Source organism: Alteriqipengyuania sp. (assembly GCF_964222115.1).
Classification (GTDB): domain Bacteria; phylum Pseudomonadota; class Alphaproteobacteria; order Sphingomonadales; family Sphingomonadaceae; genus Alteriqipengyuania.
In genome coordinates this window covers 26,051-44,622 of sequence record NZ_CAXQBM010000064.1, presented here as the reverse complement: position 1 = coordinate 44,622, position 18,572 = coordinate 26,051, and the positions used below count along the sequence as shown (strand labels likewise).

General features: G+C 63.8%; 11 protein-coding genes. 5 read left to right on the top strand and 6 right to left on the bottom strand.

Translation table 11 applies throughout. The annotated features are described in order from the left end of the window. Both ACEQXE_RS09830 and ACEQXE_RS09825 read right to left on the bottom strand, forming a co-directional pair. On the bottom strand, window positions 1–1,583 hold a 1,583-nt coding region (locus ACEQXE_RS09830; protein ID WP_372524236.1), incomplete at its 3' end, for a sensor histidine kinase. Beyond that, window positions 1,583–2,944 (bottom strand): MFS transporter, encoded by a 1,362-nt coding sequence (locus tag ACEQXE_RS09825; protein ID WP_370178890.1) that lies wholly within the window; start codon window positions 2,942–2,944, stop codon window positions 1,583–1,585. The genes ACEQXE_RS09830 and ACEQXE_RS09825, both read right to left, overlap by 1 nt. A gap of 141 nt (window positions 2,945–3,085) precedes the next feature. Between ACEQXE_RS09825 and ACEQXE_RS09820 the strand changes: the two genes are divergently transcribed. Then, on the top strand, window positions 3,086–7,006 hold the full coding sequence (locus ACEQXE_RS09820) for a hypothetical protein (RefSeq protein WP_370178888.1): 3,921 nt from the start codon (window positions 3,086–3,088) through the stop codon (window positions 7,004–7,006). A 90-nt stretch (window positions 7,007–7,096) separates the two neighbouring features. Here ACEQXE_RS09820 and ACEQXE_RS09815 read toward each other — a convergent pair whose 3' ends face one another. The 3 genes from ACEQXE_RS09815 to ACEQXE_RS09805 form a co-directional block, all read right to left on the bottom strand. Further along, a complete protein-coding gene (locus ACEQXE_RS09815) occupies window positions 7,097–9,901 on the bottom strand; it encodes a TonB-dependent receptor domain-containing protein (RefSeq protein WP_370178886.1) in 2,805 nt (934 codons plus the stop codon). A gap of 128 nt (window positions 9,902–10,029) precedes the next feature. Further along, entirely contained in the window at window positions 10,030–11,607 is a 1,578-nt protein-coding gene (locus ACEQXE_RS09810; RefSeq protein ID WP_370178884.1) for a hypothetical protein, read from the bottom strand. 227 nt (window positions 11,608–11,834) lie between these two features. Then, on the bottom strand, window positions 11,835–13,184 hold the full coding sequence (locus tag ACEQXE_RS09805; protein WP_370178882.1) for a sulfotransferase: 1,350 nt from the start codon (window positions 13,182–13,184) through the stop codon (window positions 11,835–11,837). Window positions 13,185–13,328: 144 nt separating this feature from the next. Between ACEQXE_RS09805 and serS the strand changes: the two genes are divergently transcribed. The 3 genes from serS to ACEQXE_RS09790 all read left to right on the top strand — a co-directional run bounded on the left by serS (window position 13,329) and on the right by ACEQXE_RS09790 (window position 16,705). Continuing rightward, complete coding sequence (gene serS, locus ACEQXE_RS09800) at window positions 13,329–14,738, top strand: serine--tRNA ligase (RefSeq protein ID WP_370178880.1); 1,410 nt, start codon at window positions 13,329–13,331, stop codon at window positions 14,736–14,738. Beyond that, entirely contained in the window at window positions 14,735–15,496 is a 762-nt protein-coding gene (surE, locus tag ACEQXE_RS09795) for a 5'/3'-nucleotidase SurE (protein ID WP_370178878.1), read from the top strand. The genes serS and surE overlap by 4 nt, the downstream gene beginning before the upstream one ends. Before the next feature lie 66 nt (window positions 15,497–15,562). Next, a complete protein-coding gene (locus tag ACEQXE_RS09790) occupies window positions 15,563–16,705 on the top strand; it encodes a TrkA family potassium uptake protein (RefSeq protein ID WP_370178876.1) in 1,143 nt (380 codons plus the stop codon). Between the two features lie 15 nt (window positions 16,706–16,720). On the opposite strand, the gene ACEQXE_RS09785 is transcribed toward ACEQXE_RS09790, so the two are convergent. Further along, window positions 16,721–17,110 (bottom strand): DUF1761 domain-containing protein, encoded by a 390-nt coding sequence (locus ACEQXE_RS09785; RefSeq protein ID WP_370178874.1) that lies wholly within the window; start codon window positions 17,108–17,110, stop codon window positions 16,721–16,723. Window positions 17,111–17,183: 73 nt separating this feature from the next. Here ACEQXE_RS09785 and rimO point away from each other — a divergent pair, with 73 nt between their 5' ends. After that, window positions 17,184–18,563 (top strand): 30S ribosomal protein S12 methylthiotransferase RimO, encoded by a 1,380-nt coding sequence (rimO, locus tag ACEQXE_RS09780; protein ID WP_370178872.1) that lies wholly within the window; start codon window positions 17,184–17,186, stop codon window positions 18,561–18,563. Window positions 18,564–18,572 lie beyond the last annotated feature (9 nt).

The window sequence follows — 18,572 nt, the reverse complement described above, 5'->3', positions numbered from 1 at the left end:
CTTTCCCTACACGACGCTCTTCCGATCTCCTCTCCCAACCGGAGGTCCACGATCAGCAGCGACGGGTCTGTCTGGAGGTGCCCCAGAGCCCGACGGGCTTCGGCACAGCTGCGGGCAGAGATGACCTTGCAGCCCCAACCCGTCAGCACGACCGACATGGAGGTGAGCACATCCTCCATATCGTCGACCACCACCACCAGCGGCGTGCCCGCCAGATGCCGGTTGTCTGCCGGACGTACCGGATCCACCGGCATGGCAGGGCCCTGCTTAGGAATCATCAGGATGAACTCGCAGCCCTGCCCCGCATCGGAATTCAGGGTCAGCTCGATATCGAGCAGGTCGCAAAGCCGCCGCACGATGGTGAGGCCCAGCCCCATGTTGCCACCGCCCTCCCCGGCCTCCTCCGCCCCGCGGGAGAACTCACCGAACATCATTTCGCGGTCTTCGCACGGTATTCCGGGGCCGTTGTCGGCCACGACCAGCCGCGCGTTCTTCCCCGCGTCTTCGAGCGTGAAACGAACCAGCCCTTCGGCAGGCGTGTATTGCATCGCATTGCCCAGCAGGTTGCGCACGATCCGTGCCAGCAACGCCGGATCGCTGGTGACCTGCACCGGCGCGAAATCGGTCTCCAACTGTGGCGCGTGCTTGGCGTTCGTCCCGAATTCGAGGGCCAGCTTCGCGCATTCGGCGTCCAGGTCCAGCGAGACAGGCCGGACCAGCATCGCCCCGCTATCGATCTGCGCTACATCGACTAGGCTGCGAACCAGATCGCGCTGCGCCCGCCACGCCTCCTCTACCTGCGAGAATATCCGTTTCTGAAGGGGCGTGGTGAGCAGGTCCGACAGGGCATGGAGGAAGAAACGCTGCGATTGCAGCGGTTGCGACATGTCGTGCACCATGAAGTTGAGGAAGCGGGACTTCTCCTCGTTTACCTCCTGGTAGAGGCGATTTTTCGCGCTGATCATCTCGTTCAGGCGGCGCGCATTCCGGGATGCGATCGTCTCCCGCGTGTCGAGCTCGACCCGAGCGCTCACCGCCATTACGAAGACGAAATATACCAGCAGTCCCATACCCACAAAGCGGATGGCATTGGGCGCCGTAATGGCGAGGTAGAGGCCGAGCGGCGGCAAGGCAGCGCTGGCCAGTGCGACATAGGTGGGCCGGTAGGCTGAGCTGGGGATGATGCCCCCCAGCGTGACACTGCCGACGATCAGCGCCCCAATGAAGATCGTGAATTCGGACGAATAGTCGATCTGATAGATCGCCACCCCGCTCCACACCATCCCGGTGACGGCAGAGACCACACAATGTCCGCGCAGGAACGCGAGATAATTGTCCTGCGTAATCCCTTCGCGCGCCGCGAGTTTGGCATAGGCAAGAGTGACCAGAACCATCGCGCTGCCCGCCGCGAACCACATCAGGGCAATCCCGACCGAGTTGGTCAGCGCCATCACGACCGCCGTGTAGGCGACGATGAATTCCACGATCAGGCAAGAGCTGCGCACACGCTCTTTCAGCATGCGCGCCTGCTCCATCCGCAGGAGGCCCAGATCGGTTGCCTCGGGAGCCTGCTGCTGCGCCATCAGGTTGCAGCGACTTTCGACAGGCTGGTGAGCCCGTGCGTACCCGTGCGGCTCAGCAGGCCAAGCGCGGCAAGCTTGAAGAGGATCGGAATGGCGGCGAAAAATGTCATGAAGATCAGGTTGGCCACCGGATCGCTGCCTGCCCTCTCCTCGAAATCGAACAGGTCGAGCATAGGAAAGGCGACCGCGAGCGGCACGACGAAGGCGACCTTCGAGGTCGAATTCTTGATCGCGACGAACAGGCCCGATTGACGCCGGTTTTCCTGCACTTCCTGTTCGTAGGCTATGTCCGCAAGGATCGAGGTCGGCACGACGGCGTCGGCGCCGAATGTGCCCCCGATCAGGAAAAACAGCACTGCAATCGCAATCGTGTCTCCCGGCCCGCACAGCGCGAGAAGCGCGAAGCCGATGGCACTCGCCACGATGCCGGTTCTCCACGCGGCAAGCTTGCCCATCCGTCCTTCCAGGATAGACCATAGTGGCAGCCATGCAGCCGTGCCGAGGAAGAGCAGGCCGATCATCAGCCCGATCAGCGGCTCAGCCCCAAGCACGAAGGTGACGTACAGAACGGCAAGCCCGCTGAAGAAGGCATTTCCGGTCTGCACCAGTGCGAACGCGCCCAGCAGCGTGCGAAAACGCCTGTGCGCGCCGATGATCCGGAAGGCTGCCATCGCACCAAGGCGCGGCCGCACGACATTGCGGTGCGGCACGGGAATGACCGTGATGAACAGAGCGAAGCCCAAGATCGCAACCACGATGATAGTCAGCGCCATCTGCGGCAGGGCCTGCGCCACAGGCACCGCGAGGATCAGCGGGAAAAATCCGGCCAGTATCGCGCCCGCAACCTGAAACGCGGCCTTCACGCTGGCCAGCCTGGTCCGCTCGCGCGTGTCGGATGAAAGCTCCAGCCCGACAGAGGAATAAGGTACGTCGAGCAGGGTCAGGAACAGGAAATAACTCGCCCCTATCAGTGCGAGGTAGAGAATATCGGCGCCGACAGGGGGACTCAGCGCGAACCAGATCGCGATGCAGAATCCAGCGATGCCTACCGCCATCCACGGCTTGCGCGGGCCGAAACGGGTCCGCGTCTGGTCACTCAAATGGCCAATCAATGGATCGGTGAAAACGTCGAGCAAGCGCCCGATCACTGCCGCAATGCCTACCGAAGTAAGGCCCAGCCCCATGTCGACCGCGTAGAATGTCGGCAGGTAGGTGAGCATCGCCAGACCGGCCATCGCAATTGGCATCGTCAGCAGTCCGTAGGACAGAAGGCCGAACAGGTTCAGCGGCCCTACGCCGGTCGCTTGCGTTGGTGCCTGTGCCGCAATTGGCCCGCCCCCGGTGCCGCCTTTGTCGCTCATATGCCCCCCAGATATGGCGCCAGTGTGCTTCGCTCCGCCCTCCCGGACAACCACCCGTTCGGGTGATAGTAGCGATTCTGCCCCCTTGGTACCCAGCGAGTCGGAACGAGCGTGAGGTCTCGCCAATCTGGGGGAAAGCAAATGAAGACGACCCATATTCTCTTGACGACAGCTGCTTCGACGCTGGCAATCGCCACCATATGCGCGCCCGATGAGGCCCGCGCCGATACCTGCATCCTCGATACGGATGGAGACAATGTTGCCGACGGCGATGGCGGCGCAGACGATATCGATCCGTCGACCACCAACCAGGCGGTCGATGCACTGGCGTGCGGCGCCGGCTCAGAGGCGACGAAAGACGATGCGACTGCCGTAGGTACTGATGCGCAGGCGACCGCGACGGGCGCGGTTGCGGTCGGCAATTCAGCCGGAGCGACGGGTGACGCCTCGATCGCGATCGGGGCCGATGGCGCCGACGGCGATGCCCTTGGCGCGCAGGCCACATCGGCGGGCAATATCGCGATTGGTGCAGATGCTCTGGCGCAGAATACTTACAGCACAGCGATAGGTGCCGGTTCGCAGGCGAACGCGGATTTCTCCGCTGCGTTCGGCGCCGCTGCAATCGCCAGCCAAGCCAATGCACTGGCCATTGGCGTCGCCGCGTCCGCTGGCGGCGTGGCAAGTACCGCAGTGGGCAACAGCTCCAGCGCAACAGGTGTCACGTCCACAGCAATCGGCGTGGATGCCAATGCGAGCGCATCGAACGCCGTGGCGCTGGGTGCAGGGTCGGTCGCCGATGCAGCCGACACCGTATCGGTGGGGCGCGATGCCGATGACAACGGCACGCCGGGCGATACCGGCGACGACATTGCGGCCATCAGCCGCCGTATCGTTCACGTTGCGAACGGCGTCGCCGACAGCGATGCCGCCACAGTTGGCCAAGTCAACGCGGCCGTCGCCGCCGGCGCGTTCGCAAGCGAAGACTTCGTCGTCGTCAATTCCAGCGGCACCGCAGCGGATGCCAGCGGCACGAATGCCATTGCGATTGGTGAAGACAGCGCCGCGAGTGGTATCAATTCGGTAGCGATCGGCAAGGGAGCAACGGCGCCCAACGGGTTCGACGTTGCGATCGGCGGCGCCGCTGATGCCTCGGGCCTGAACGGTGTTGCTGTGGGGTCCGGCGCGAAAGCTACCGGACGCAACAGTGTCGGTATCGCCAATTCGGCAAAAGCGACAGGAGACTACAGCACGGCAGTCGGCATGTATTCGACCGCTGACCAAACCAACTCCACCGCCATCGGCTATTCGGCCTGGGCCAATGGGGAGGGCTCGACGACGCTTGGCGTGGCAGCCACGACGGATTCCGCCAGCAGCGTGGCGGTAGGCCATTACAGCTATACCAATGGCACAGGGGCCATCGCCATTGGTGCAGATGGCTCCGACGCGGGCATCAGGGGCGCCGAGGCTACGGCAGCCAATGGGGTCGCGATTGGCACGGATGCCACCGTGACTGCGGTGGGCGCGGTTGCGCTGGGCGCGGGATCGGTCGCCGATGTCGCCAACACCGTGTCGGTCGGCAGTTCGGGAAGCGAGCGCCGGATCGTCAACGTGGCGGACGCGATCAACGGCACCGACGCGGTCAACCTGAGCCAGCTCAACGCAGCCGTCGCCGGTGCCGGTTTCGCCGGAGCGGATTACGTCACCGTCAACTCTGACGGAGGAGCCGCCAGCGCCACGGGCGAGGATGCCATTGCCTTTGGCGAGGATAGCGTTTCGGGCGGAACCGGTTCGATTGCCCTTGGCGCGGATGCTTCCGCGGCGGATGGCCGCACGATCGCGATCGGCAAGGATGCTACGGGATCGGGCACAGGCTCCATCGCTATCGGAGGCGGCGCGGGCGCAAGCGGAGGCCGCGGTACAGCCGTCGGCTATGCCGCGTCAGCCGCGTCGTTCTCGGCAGCTTTTGGCGTCAACGCAATCGCATCGGGATCGTCGTCGACCGCAATCGGCGAAAGTGCCGATGCGACAGCGGCCAATGCCGTTGCTATCGGCAAGAATGCGCAAGCGACTGCTAGCAACGCGCTGAGCCTTGGTGCGAGCAGCGAGGCCACCAACACAACTGCCACGGCAATCGGTGCGCTTTCGTCCGCCAATGGCTTTGGCAGTGTGGCCATCGGGGCCTTTTCCACGACGCTGGCCAGCCAGTCCAACGTGGTTTCGTTCGGAACTTCGTACGATGATAATGGCACCCCGGGAGATACGGGCGACGATACGGCGCAGACCACCCGCCGCCTGATCAACATCTCCGATGGCGTCGACGATACCGATGCTGCAACGGTCGGCCAGCTCAACGCTGTCGCCGCTGCCGCTGCTGCAGCCAGCTTCGACAGCGCGGACTTCGTGGTCGTCAACACCACGGGCTCTGAAGCGAGCGCGACAGGCACGAATAGCTTGGCCATTGGTGGTGACGCCGCAGCCAGCGGTAGCAATGCGATCGCAATCGGCAACGGAGCCGGGGCAAATCTCGCCGGCAGCACCAGTGTTGGCTCGAATGCCAATTCAGGAGTGAGCTCCAGTGCATTTGGCGCCAGCGCAACGGCAGATGGAGAGAATGCGGTCGCGATCGGCAATTCCGCCAGCGCCAATGCCCTAAATTCAAGTGCCGTGGGCCGTAGTGCCCTCGCTCTCGGATCGGCATCCTCGAGCTTGGGTGCCAATGCCTATGCGGACGCATCCAGCAGCACCGCACTGGGGGCGGGTGCCAGCGCCACCGCAGAAGGCGCCGTTGCACTGGGTGCGGACTCGGTGGCCGACCAGGCCAATACCGTCTCGGTCGGCAGTTCGGGGAACGAGCGCCGGATCGTCAACGTGGCGGACGCGGTCAACAACACCGATGCGGTCAACCTGGGCCAGCTCAATGCTGCGCTGGCAACCGCATCCGATCCCTACTTCGCCAGCAATAGCAGCGGTGCAGACGCCGCCGCGACGGGCGCAGAGGCGGTCGCGATGGGCGGCGCGGCGACGGCTTCGGGTGCCAAAGCGATCGCCATAGGTGGTGCCGCTGTGGCGAGCGGCTCGGGCAACACGGCCATCGGCGGCGACGGCTCTGACGGGGACGACACCGGCGCACAGGCGACCGGCGTAGAAACCCTGGCGATGGGAGCCGATTCCAATGCCGGGGGCCTGCGGAGCACGGCAATCGGTTCCGGGGCAATAGCCAGCGGTATCCAGACGATGGCAGCCGGTGCCGGTGCGAGGGCTTCCGGCGTCGGTACGGTGGGCTTCGGCGCCTATGCTACGGCGAGCGGCAACTTTGCGACGTCGCTCGGCTATGCCAGCTCCGCCCAGGCCAATCAGGCCACCGCAGTCGGCAACGGGTCGCAGGCCAATGGCCAAAGGTCCACGGCGCTGGGCCATACGGCACGCGCCCGCGCAGCGAATGCAACAGCGCTGGGGACGGGTGCCACAGCCGATTTCAACGGATCGACCGCCATCGGTGCAGGCACGACGACCACTGCCGCAAACCAGGTTGCCATCGGTACATCGACGGACACGGTCGAGGTCGCCAGCCTGGCAACTTCCAGCGACAAGCAGACGGGTACGATCTATCTCGTCACGGCCGATGAAAGCGGTACACTGGGCCGGACGGCGTTCAATACCCAGGCACCCGCGATGGGAAGCGGCTACCAGCGGACCTTTGCCCTGCCCATTTCGGCCGTCAGCGATGCGCAGTTCAACGCGCTGACAACGCGGGTCGACACGCTGGAAGGGCGGGTCAATGGGCTGGAGGGCAGCATCGACGTGCTGTTCGACCTCAACGATACGCTCGAGAAGGACATGCGCCAGGGCATTGCGGCCACCACCGCCCTCGCCCAGCCGCACTTCCCGAGCGAAGATGGCGCGACAAGCTACGCCAGCAATGTCGCGTACTTCCGTGGCGAGATCGGCTTTTCCGCAGGGGTTGCCCATCGCGTCAACCGTAGCTTCGCGTTGACCAGCGGCATCAGCTATGGCGGCGGTGACAATGTGGCGGTGAAGGCGGGCGTGGCCGGCGAGTTCTGATACGCCTTCTCACACAAACAAGAACGGGCCCGGTGCGCATAACGCGTTACCGGGCCCGTTCGTTTTCGGGGTGTTTCAGGCAGTATCGGGCTAGAATCCCGCCGAGATCGAAAGCGCAAACGTCTGGCCGACCTCGTAGCTGTTCGTATCGACCCGGCCCGTCTCGTTCTCGACATATTCGAAGTGATCCGTGCCCGTGAGGTTGCGCGCTTCGAACTTGAGTTCGAGCGGGATGCCGAAGGTTTCGATACCCTGCCGCACGACCAGGTCCAGGCTCACACCCGGCTTCTCGATCTCGTCGGGCAGGCCGCCTGCATTGATACCCAGCTTACTGATCACGCGTTCGCTGGCGTAGGAAAACAGCAGCGTGACTTGGCTGAGGCGATCCACATCTTCGAGCCCCAGCTGGATATTCGCCAGGTGGTCCGACTGGCCGGTCAGCGGGTCGCCATCGCGGAACAGGTCGGTCGCAGCCACCGCAAACGGTGCCCCGGTGCCCGATTGCAGGATCACTTGGTCAGCCGGGTCCACCTGCAGTTCGGACTGGGTGTAGGTGTAGTTGGCCACCAACACTACGCGCTTCGTTTCGAAGAAGCCGCCAAGGTCGTACAGGTCATAATTCCAGGCGAGATCGACTTCGGCACCGTAAAGCTGGGCTGCCGGAGCATTGGCGAAGCTGCTCGATTGCGAGTTGTCCGTGAACTGGGAGAAGGTTTCGATCGGATTGTCGATCTTCTTGTAGAACCCGGCGATCGACGCACGGCTGCCCTGACCGAAGTAATATTCGGCCCGCGCCTCTGCGTTGAACAGCTCGCTGTCCTGCAAGGCAGGATTGCCCGAGAATGACCGCAGCGTTTCCGGATCGGTGTACGACTGCACCAGCAGCTCACGGAACTGCGGGCGGGCAATCGTCTTCGACGCACTCGCGCGCAGCTGCAGGCCATTGTCGAACTGGTAGGTGATCGTGGCTGCGGGCAGCCAGTAATCGTTCGCGATATTGGTGAACGTGTTCAGATTGGTCTGATTGGTGAAAATCTGGACCGGGGAGACGGTTTGCGTCGCATCTTCGTAGCGCACGCCTGCATCCACAGTCAGCCCGTTCAGCAGCGACAGATTTCCCTTCAAGTAGGCTGCCAAGACTTCCAGCGTCGCGTCGAATGCAGGGGTCGCTTCGGTACGTTCCTGGAGGTCGATCGGCGCGGATACGCCAACACCGCCGAAGCCGGGCACGTTGGACGCCTCGATAATCGTAGGCGCAATCAGCAGGTCGGGCCGCAACATCGCCACGCCATCGGGGAAGTTGCTGGGTGCATCGAAGGCGAACTCGCGCCGTTCCGAATAGCGCTGCGTGTCGGTGTAGGCCGCGCCGGCCGTGATCGAGAGCGAATCGGTTACCGGCACGGTCAGGTCACCGCCACCGTAGTAGAGCTTCTCGGTCAGGTCGGAGAAGGCGACGTTGGCTTCGCCGCCCGGCAGGTTGTTGTCGAGCGGGTTGATGAAATAGCTGCCAAAGGGCCCCGAACCGTTGGTGCGGACATAGGTGAAGCGGTACTCGTAGGGGCTTTCGCGGTCGGTCTGGGCGTAACCCGCGCGCAGATCGAGCGAAATATCGTCGAACTTGAACTCGCCCACCACCTGCGAGTCGAGCAGCTGGCGTTCGAACCAGGCAGTCTGCTGGGTGGTTTCGTCGAACCCGTCATTGCCCGAGCCCGAGATGATCGTGCCCTGGTTCAACGAAGCCTGCTTCAGGACATCGCGGATGAACACATTGGTCCAGCGAATCTTCTGGTCGCCATACTCGAGCCCGAAGCCCAGCAGACCGTTGGCCAGGATGCGATTGTCGGTCACGAAGCGACGGAAATCGTCCGCCGGGGTTACGTCGGCTTGGCGGATGGGCGTCTGGTTCACCACACTGCGGTTGCGCAGCGAATTGCTGAGATTGGCGGTAAAGATGACACCGAGTTCGGCATCGTCGCCGACCATGAAGCTGGTTCCGCCAGTCAGGCCACCTGAAAAGTTCGGACGCAGCTTGTCCGTCTTCTGCAGCAGGTTGAGGTTGGGCTTGTTCAGCGCCACCGCAACCGTCTGGCGCGGGGTCAGGCCCGTGGTGGGATCGACCGCGGTCGCGAAGTCGGACAGCGGAGTATCGCCATCCAGATAGGCCTGCAGGCCCCCCACGGGATCGCGGCGGCCATCGTCGAAGCCGAACCAGTCGTAGTCGCTGCCATAGTACAGCAGGCCGTTCTCAAACGTCGTCTCGGTATCGCCGCTGACGCCGAAGCTGACTTTCAGGAAGGGCTCGTCCGGGATCGCCTGCGTGGTGAGATTGATGACACCGCCACCGAATTCACCCGGGAAGTTGGCCGAAAAACTCTTTTGGACCAGCGAGGAGGCGACGATGTCGGTCGGGAAAATGTCCAGCGGCACCACACGGCTGAGCGGTTCGGGCGAAGGCAGCGGCAGGCCGTTGAGCAGCGCGAGCGAATAGCGATCGCCCAGCCCGCGTACGAACACGCGGCCATTGCCCACATTGGAGAGGCCGGTGACGCGATTCAGGGCACCGGCGATATCGCCTTCGCCTGTGCGGGCGATGTCTTCGGTGCTCAGGACCGAGACGACCTGCGAGGAGCTGCGGGTGATGTCACGCGGTCCACGACGCCCTGTCACGGTGATAAGGTTGCCGCCGGGAATGGAAACGTCGACTTCGCCCTGACTTTCGTCGACCTGGCCATTGTCTTCCGGATTGATCGGTTCTTCGGCGGGCGTCTGCACATCGGGCTGCGAGGCCGCGTTGCCGGACGGAGCCGATCCTGTGTCTTGAGCGAAAACGACACCCGGGAAGGTGAGCGCGGTGGAGAGCAACAGAAGCCCTGCCAACTGCTTGCCGGTGGACATGGTGATAGACCCCCTCTTGCTTAAGGTCCGAAAAACTGGGCGCATCCGACGGATCGGGCGCGGATGATCTCAAATACGGGAAGGGGGTGCCCGACATTGCTGCCGGGCACCCCGCCTCAAGGTCCCGCTTAGCTGGGCAGCGAGTCGCAGCTGCCGGTGTTTGCCGTACCCAGCGTCACCGTGGCTGAGTTACAGGTCCAGGTTTCCGCCCAGTTGGCCGCTTCGCTGGTCACTGCACCGATGTACGTCCGGGTCGAGAAGAAGCTCGAAACCGCATTTGCATCGAAGATCGGTGCGAAGCCGTTCTCGTTCGCGCCGTTAATGAACGGTGCGCCCGTGGACACGCCGGTCAGGCGGACCAGCGAGTTAGTGAAGCTCGCGTCGTTGCCGGTGCCCGCATTGAAGTTGGCTTCGACATCGCCGACACTGCTGCCGCCGCCGCCGCGGAAGTCCGTGGCGCAGTCGAGAGCGACCGAGTTGAACAGGGCAGGGCCCGATTCATCGTTCGCACCGGCGGCGCGGGTGGCGGAGACACCCTGCACGTTGATGCAGCCGCCTACGGTGCCGGCCTGATCCCAGACCAGCGAGTTGAACAGCGAGAAGTCCGAGCTGCCGCGGATACGGATGCCGCGATCTCCGGTGGCGCTGTTCACCACGAAGGTGGCGTTGTTGATCTGTGTGTGGGTGCGCGGGCTGGCTTCTTCGTTGCCGTCCGAATCCTGTTCGATCACGGTGTCGCCAGCGGTCGGGCGCTGCACCACCAGCAGCTGGTCGAAGAACGCCTTCACGCCGGTGTCGGTGTCGAGCGAGTCATCTTCCGCGCCGACCATGATGAAGCGACGGCCATTGACGTTACCACCGAAGAATTCAGCGCCATCGTCCGAGCTGTTGTAGGTCTGGATGTTCTCCAAAACCGTGCCCGTGCCGACCCCGCCGGTCGTCAGCGATTGCAGTTCGTCACCATTCGAAAGCGCGAAGCCGGAGAACCGGATCTGCACGAAGGTGAGCGTGCCCGAGCTGTCGGCCGTGTCCGTGCCGCCATACAGGATCTGGTTGGTGGCACCCTCCACGCGCCGCTGGCAGGTGTTGGCCGCTTCGGTGCCGATGAAGCAGTCCGTCACGGGTGCGCGGCCCGAAAGGATGATGCCGCCCCACTGGCCCGACGAATCGGCACTGGTGCTGCCTTCCACATTCTGGCGGCTGGTGAAGATGATCGGCTGGCTTTCGGTGCCTGCAGCGTTCAGCTGGTTGCCGCGGTTGACGTTCAGGAAGTCGTTGCCCGAAGCGAACACGATCACGCCGGGTTCGATGTCGAGCGTCACGTTGTTGCCGGTCGAACCGAAGCCCTGGTCGACGCCCACGTCGGTCTGGCCGTTAAGTTCGTAGACGAGACCCGACTGGTTCGGCAGCGTCGACGAAGCGGTGAAGGCGTTCGGCAGGCGGCAGCGGCGATATTCGCCAGTCGGACCGGAAATCGTGCCGAGGTCGAGCAACTGTACCGGGTTCGCAATCGACGGACATGCGGCCGCCGGGGTCACCAGGGTCGACGGCGTCGGCGTTGGCGCAGGGGTCGGAGCCGGGCTGGGAGCCGGGTTGTTGATGGTCACATTGCCGCCCGTACCGGGCGAAACAATTTCGTCTGCGCCACAGCCGGCGAGTGCCAGCGCGCTACAACCGATGACGAGCGTGCGTTGGAGATTTTTCACAGCGTGCGGTCCCCTCAAAAACCGAAGAATCGAAACAAACGGACGCGAATTTTGATCGCGAGAGGGGCGCTAGAGGTGCTGGATGACTCTTTCGGGGCCGGACGGTGACACTTCGGTGGCGGTGCGATGACACTCCTGTGTCAAATACACCTCATCGCGAGTCGTGTGGCAAATCGGTGCCACACCAAGCCAAACCGGGTGCGGCAGCCGGGTACGCGCATTGTCGCCTAACGCAATTTCCCGCCCGTTGCCGACGCTGCACGCGCGCTCTGTGCCGGCCTGCGTGCACGCGATACGGAAAACTGCACACTTTGCTGATCCTCGTGCGGGATATCGAAGCGGGCGACGTAACTGGTGAATTTATCGCGCACTTCGGCTTCGGCCAGCCCGAACTGCTCCAGAGAGTACTTGTGCGGTCGGCGTTTCAGCCCGCGAGCTCGATCGAGGTAAGTCTCCATTGCCGGTAGTGCCGGGGCGATGTCGAGATCGAGGAAGGCATAGATCTGCTCCATCGTCCCGCGCCAGTCGGTGTCCATCTCATCGTAACGTACGTCGATCCGCCGGTCCGCCGGGACCAGTGAACGCGCGGCAAGCATCCGGTCGACCTGCAAAACGCTCTTGCGCATCCATTCGCGCCCGACTTCGTGCGGCGCGACCTCGTCGGAATAGATCGCCGTCTGGTTCCACGCGAGCGAGGCCGCACTGCCGACAATCCTCTGCGGGTCGCGGTGGGTGAAGATGATGCGCGCATCGGGGAACACGTTCAGCAAGGCCGGCAGGTCGAGCATGTGTTGCGGGGTCTTGAGGATCCACGGGCGCAGTTCGCTCACCTGCTGCGACCAGCCGATCAGCCGCAAGAGGTCCGCCAGATGGCGATAGGCAGGCGTCGCGTCGATCCGTTCGCACCACCGGCCATAGGTCGGCACGCGCCACTGCGCCTCGTGCTTCATCCCGTACATGCTGGCGACCAGCAGCCCCAGCTCTTCCTCCGGCTCCATCGGCCCGGTCGGGTGGATCGAGAGCGTGCGCGGGTTGGCGAGGCGCGCAACGCGCATCACGCGCTGGGCCAGCTTCGGGCGGAAATCCTCTTTGCGGCCCGCCAACACCTCTTCGAAATCGGGCCGGGGAACGGGCGAGATCGTCTCGAAGCTGCGCATGTGGCTGAAGCGCCGGTCGCTCGCGAGCAGGCGGTGCAGGCGCGTGGTGCCTGATCGCATGGGGCCCACGATCACCACCGGACGCAGGATGCGCCGTTCGAGAATTTCGGGGTGGCGCTTGAACCAGTCGATCGAAATAAGTCGGTCGCGCAGGACCTTGCCGAACTGCAACCGTGCGGCAAATTCGCCAGCGACATTCAGGCGGGCTTCTTCACGAATGGAATCGAGCAGGACGGAAAACGGGGCTTCGAACCACGGGTCCCCGAAATCGGTCAGCCCGGTCTCAGCCGAGGCAGCCCCCATCAAGGCGTCTTTTTCGAGGATCGAAGGAGCGACAAGGCCGACCCGCTGGCCGAACCCGATCACGGTCTGCAAGGCATCGATAAAGGGTGTGCGCCTCGGCGCAGCCGCGATTCTCATCCAAATCCCCGTTTACCATTTTTGATACTGGCTTGATCGCGACCAACGGGCGGGGTCGCGGTTTGTGCCCGGATGGCCGTTGCGCCAGCCCTCACCCCCAATTGCCTCTGGCCAAGCAAAGGCACGCTCGCCATAGGCGCAGGCATGCACGATATTGCCATGATCCGTAGTGACCGCGATGCCTTCGACGCTGCTCTTTCCCGGCGGGGGCATGAGCCGGTCGCCGAGAAACTGATCGACCTCGATGCGCGCCGCCGTGCGGTGCTGACGCAGCTGCAAGAGGCGCAGAACCGTCGCAACGCGGCATCCAAGGCCATCGGGCAAGCGATGGGCAAAGGCGACACCGCAGAAGCGGATCGGCTGAAGGCGGAGGTGGCCGAAATCAAGGAGGCCATGCCCGCGCTGGAAGAGCAGGCGCGGACCATCGGCGAGGAGCTGGAAGCCGCTCTCGCGATCATCCCCAACCTCCCCGCCGATGACGTGCCCGATGGCGCGGGCGAGGAAGATAATGTCGAGATTTCAGTGTGGGGCGATAGGCGGGAGTTCGCTTTCAAGCCCAAGGAGCACGCCGACCTCGGGCCCGAGTTGGGAATGGATTTCGAGACCGGAGCGGCGCTCTCCGGCGCGCGCTTCACCTTCCTGCGCGGCCGCATGGCGCGGCTGCACCGCGCGATTGCGCAGTTCATGCTCGACCGGCAGGTGGATACAAACGGCTTTACCGAGTGCAACCCGCCGGTGTTGGTCAACGACGCGGCGATGTACGGCACCGACAAGCTGCCGAAGTTCGCGGAGGATAGTTTCTTTGCAGCGGACATGAGCACACGGTCAAAGCTGTTTTGGAACGCCATGCCTGAAGACTTTGAGACTCAAATGTCTGAAACGGCCCAAGGCGAGTTTAGGGCAAAGCTCGAAGGCATGTTGGATAGGGCAGATACCGCCGAACAGTTTTGGCTCATCCCCACATCCGAAGTCAGCCTGACCGCCTCGGTCGCGGGCGAGATCATCCCCGACCTCACCCAGCCTATCCGCCTCACCGCGCACACTCTCTGCTTCCGCTCCGAAGCGGGTGCAGCGGGCAAGGACACGCGCGGCTTTATCCGCCAGCATCAGTTCGAGAAAGTCGAGCTGGTCAGCATCTGCGCGCCCGAACACTCAGAGGCCGAGCACGAGCGGATGACGGGATGTGCAGAAGGCATCCTGCAGGCGCTCGGCCTGCCCTACCGCAAGATGCTGCTGTGCACCGGCGACATGGGCTTCGGTGCACGCAAGACCTACGATCTCGAAGTCTGGCTGCCCGGCCAGGGCGCCTACCGCGAAATTTCCAGCTGTTCGAACACGGGCGATTTCCAGGCGCGACGGATGAACACGCGCTACCGTCCTGAAGGCGAGAAGAAGACCGAGTTCGTCCACACGCTGAACGGATCGGGCCTCGCGGTCGGGCGCACACTGGTGGCGGTGCTGGAAAATTACCAGAACGAGGATGGGAGCGTCACCGTGCCCGAGGCGCTGCTGCCCTATATGGGCGGGGTGACGAAGCTGAAGCCCGCGGCATGAAAATCCTACTCACCAACGACGATGGCGTGCACGCCCCCGGCCTCGAAGTGCTGGAGGAAATCGCGCGGCAATTCTCCGATGATATCTGGATCTGCGCGCCGGACGAGGAACAGTCGGGCATGGGCCACGCGCTCACTCTGACGCGGCCTGTGCGGCTTCGCAGGCATGGCGAGCGGCGCTTCTCGGTCACCGGTACGCCCACCGATGCGGTGACGATGGGGCTGCGCAAGGTCATGGACGGCGCGCCCGATGTCATCCTCTCGGGCGTCAACCGCGGTGCGAACCTGGCCGATGACATCACCTATTCGGGCACGGTCTCTGCGGCAATCGAAGGCGCGCTGGCAGGCATCCGCTCTATCGCGCTGAGCCAGGTGACGAGCAAGGATGGTGCCGCGACCGACGATACGTTCGAGGCTGCGCGCAGCTGGGGCGCGAAGGTGCTCGGCCCGCTGCTCGACACGCCGCTACCCAAACGCACGCTCGTCAATGTCAACTTCCCTGCCCTGCCCGCCGCTGCAATCAAGGGGATCCGCGCAGTCCGCCAGGGCTTCCACGATTATTCGCGCGGAACCGTAGTGGAAGGGCGCGACCCGCGCGGGTTCCAGTATTACTGGTTCGGGTTGCAGGCGATCGAGCATACGCTGGACCACGGCACCGATCTGGAAGCGATCGACGAAGGTTATGTCTCGGTCACGCCTTTGCAGCTCGATCTCACGCACCACGCCTCGCTGGGCGAACTGGGCGAGCGGTTCGGTTAGGGCGCAATGCTTGCGGCGACTGAATCAGCGATCTAATCCTATGAAGCAGATGATCGAGGATCGCCCTTGAACCGCGCCAGACACAAGCGCGAGCGCCAGCAGGTCGAGAAAGTCGGCAGCGGAGCGGGCCGGCACGATGTTCGCGGGCCGCACTTCCAGCCGCTACGCCGCGCATTGAAAGTGCCGGTATGGGGCGACCTGTCGATCCGCCTCGGGCTCGCGCTGTTCCTGATCTTCACCGTGATCATGATCCACTGGTGGGATCGAGACGGGCTGGTCGACAATCTGGATGGCGAGGTCAGCTTCCTCGATGTCGTCTATTTCACCATGATTTCGATCACCACCACCGGGTTCGGCGATATCGCCCCGATCAGCGAACGTGCGCGGCTGGTGGAAGCCGTAATCGTGACCCCGGTCCGCTTCGCGGTCCTCTTCATTTTCGTGGGCACAGCCTACAACTTCCTCATTCAGCGCAGCTGGGAGAAATTCCGCATGAACCGCATTCAGGACCAACTGGCCGATCATATCGTGGTGCTGGGCTACGGCGTCTCGGGCTCTGAGTCGGTCGCCGAACTGATCGAGCGCGGGGTGGAACCGCAGTGCATTGTCGTGATCGACCCGGTCGAAGAGAGACTGGCCGAAGCCGAAGCGCTGGGCTGCAACATCATGGCCGCCGACGCGACGCGCGACGAGACGCTCAAGGCCGTGCGGATCGACCGCGCGCAAACCGTGCTCGTCTCGGCCGGGCGCGACGATACCTCGATCCTGATCGTGCTTACCGTGCGTGCGCTCGCGCCGAACGTACCGATCAGCGTGGTGGTCCGCGCGAGCGACAATGAAAGCCTCGCCCGGCAGGCAGGTGCCAATAATGTCATCAACCCGGTGCACTTCACCGGCCTTCTGCTCGCAGGCAGCGTAAAGGGCGCCCATATCGCGGACTATCTGGCCGATCTGGCATCGATCTCGGGCCGGGTGCAACTGATCGAACGCCCTGTCACGGCCGAGGAATGCGGCTGCGCAATTAGCGAACTCAGGACCGGTGGGCGGGGCCTGAGGGTCTATCGCAATGGCGAAGCGCTCGGCTTCTGGGAAGACGAGTGCCAGAACCTGCAGGCAGGCGATATCGTGGTCGAAATCGTCCCGACCAGCGCCGGTGAAGCAAAGGGTGACGGGCACAACGGGGTGGGAGGGCCCACCCAAAACACGTAGCCCGCCACGGGAAGGTCAATTGAACAGGGTGAACACACCCCCCATGGCCGCCATGCCGACGATGAAATGGCCTGCATCGAGCAGGAAGAGCGCCAGCGGCTTGCGCAGGTAAAGGTAGTTGATGCCGATCGCAGGTGTCATCACCGCAGCGCCAAACCCGATTGCGATCATGATGATCGCCCGGTCGCTCGCGCCGGTCATGGCGAACTGGTGAGCAAGCACCAGCGCAATCAGCATCTCGAACAGGAATGTCAGGCCGAAAATCAGCGCCATGTTGGCACTTTTGAGCTGTTCCTCGCTCAGGCCAGCGGCCTTTTGCCAGATCTTGCTGAACAGCACACCGTACCACAGCGCGCCCACCACGAAGAATGCAAGCGCCGCGCAGAAGATTGCGAGCAGGTTCATATCCGGTCCCCCTTATCGTCCCTGGTAAGCGCCCTATAGCGCGCAAGCCCGCGCGGGTGTAGGGGCGGCGCGCATGAACACCCCCACCACCCTCCCCGATGCCAAGAAGGTCGGCATGGTATCGCTCGGCTGCCCGAAGGCGCTGGTCGATTCCGAACGTATCCTCACCCGCCTGCGCGCCGATGGCTACGCCATGAGCCCGGACTATGCGGGCGCGGACATCGTGCTGGTCAACACCTGCGGTTTCCTCGATTCCGCGAAAGAGGAGAGCCTGCAAGCCATTGGCGAAGCGATTGCCGAGAATGGCCGCGTCATCGTGACCGGGTGCATGGGCGAGGAAGCAGACGCGATCCGCGCGGCGCATCCGCAGGTGCTCGCGGTGACCGGGGCGCACCAGTACGAGCAGGTTGTCGAGGCCGTGCACACCCATGCGCCGCCGAGCCAGGGGCCCTACATCGACCTGATACCCCAGCCCGATCTGGCGGACATCAAGCTGACGCCGAGGCACTATAGCTACCTGAAGATTTCCGAGGGTTGCAATCACTCCTGCGCCTTCTGCATCATCCCGGACCTGCGCGGGAAACTCGCGAGCCGCCGGATCGATGCCGTACTGCGCGAGGCGGAAAAGCTGGTCGCTGCAGGCACCAAGGAACTGCTGGTCATCAGTCAGGACACCTCGGCGTATGGCGTCGACACTCGGCACGAGGCGCGCGAGTGGAAGGGCCGCGAGACCCGCGCGCACATGACCGATCTGGCGCGCGAACTCGGCCAGCTGCGCACGGACCAGGGCACGCCGCCGTGGGTGCGGCTGCACTATGTCTACCCCTACCCGCATGTAGACCAGGTCATCCCGCTGATGGCCGAGGGGTTGCTGACGCCCTATCTCGACATCCCGTTTCAGCATGCTGCGCCCGCCGTGCTCAAGCGCATGACGCGGCCTGCGAACGAGGCCAAGGTCCTCGAACGGCTGAAGAGCTGGCGCGATATCTGCCCCGACATCGCGGTCCGCTCCAGCTTCGTGGTCGGGTTCCCCGGCGAAACGGAGGAGGATTTCGAATACCTGCTTCGCTGGCTCGAAGAAGCCCAGCTGGACCGGGTTGGCGCCTTCCGGTTCGAACCGGTCGAGGGCGCGGCAGCCAATGCCCTGCCCGATCCGGTGCCCGAAGCTGTGAAGGAAGAACGCTACGCCCGGATCATGGAGATGACCGCGCGGATCAGTGCGGCCAAGCTTCAGGCAAAGATCGGGCGCACGCTGCCCGTCATCATCGACGAGGTGGGCGAGCCAGACGAGGACGGCGATATCGGCGCCACGGGCCGCTCGCAGGCCGACGCGCCCGAGATCGACGGGAATGTGTTCCTGCGCAACGTACCCGCCAGCCTTGCGGCGGGCGACATCGTTCAGGTCACGGTCGAGGACGCGGATGACCACGACCTTTTCGGTGCGATTGCTTGAAATTCTCGC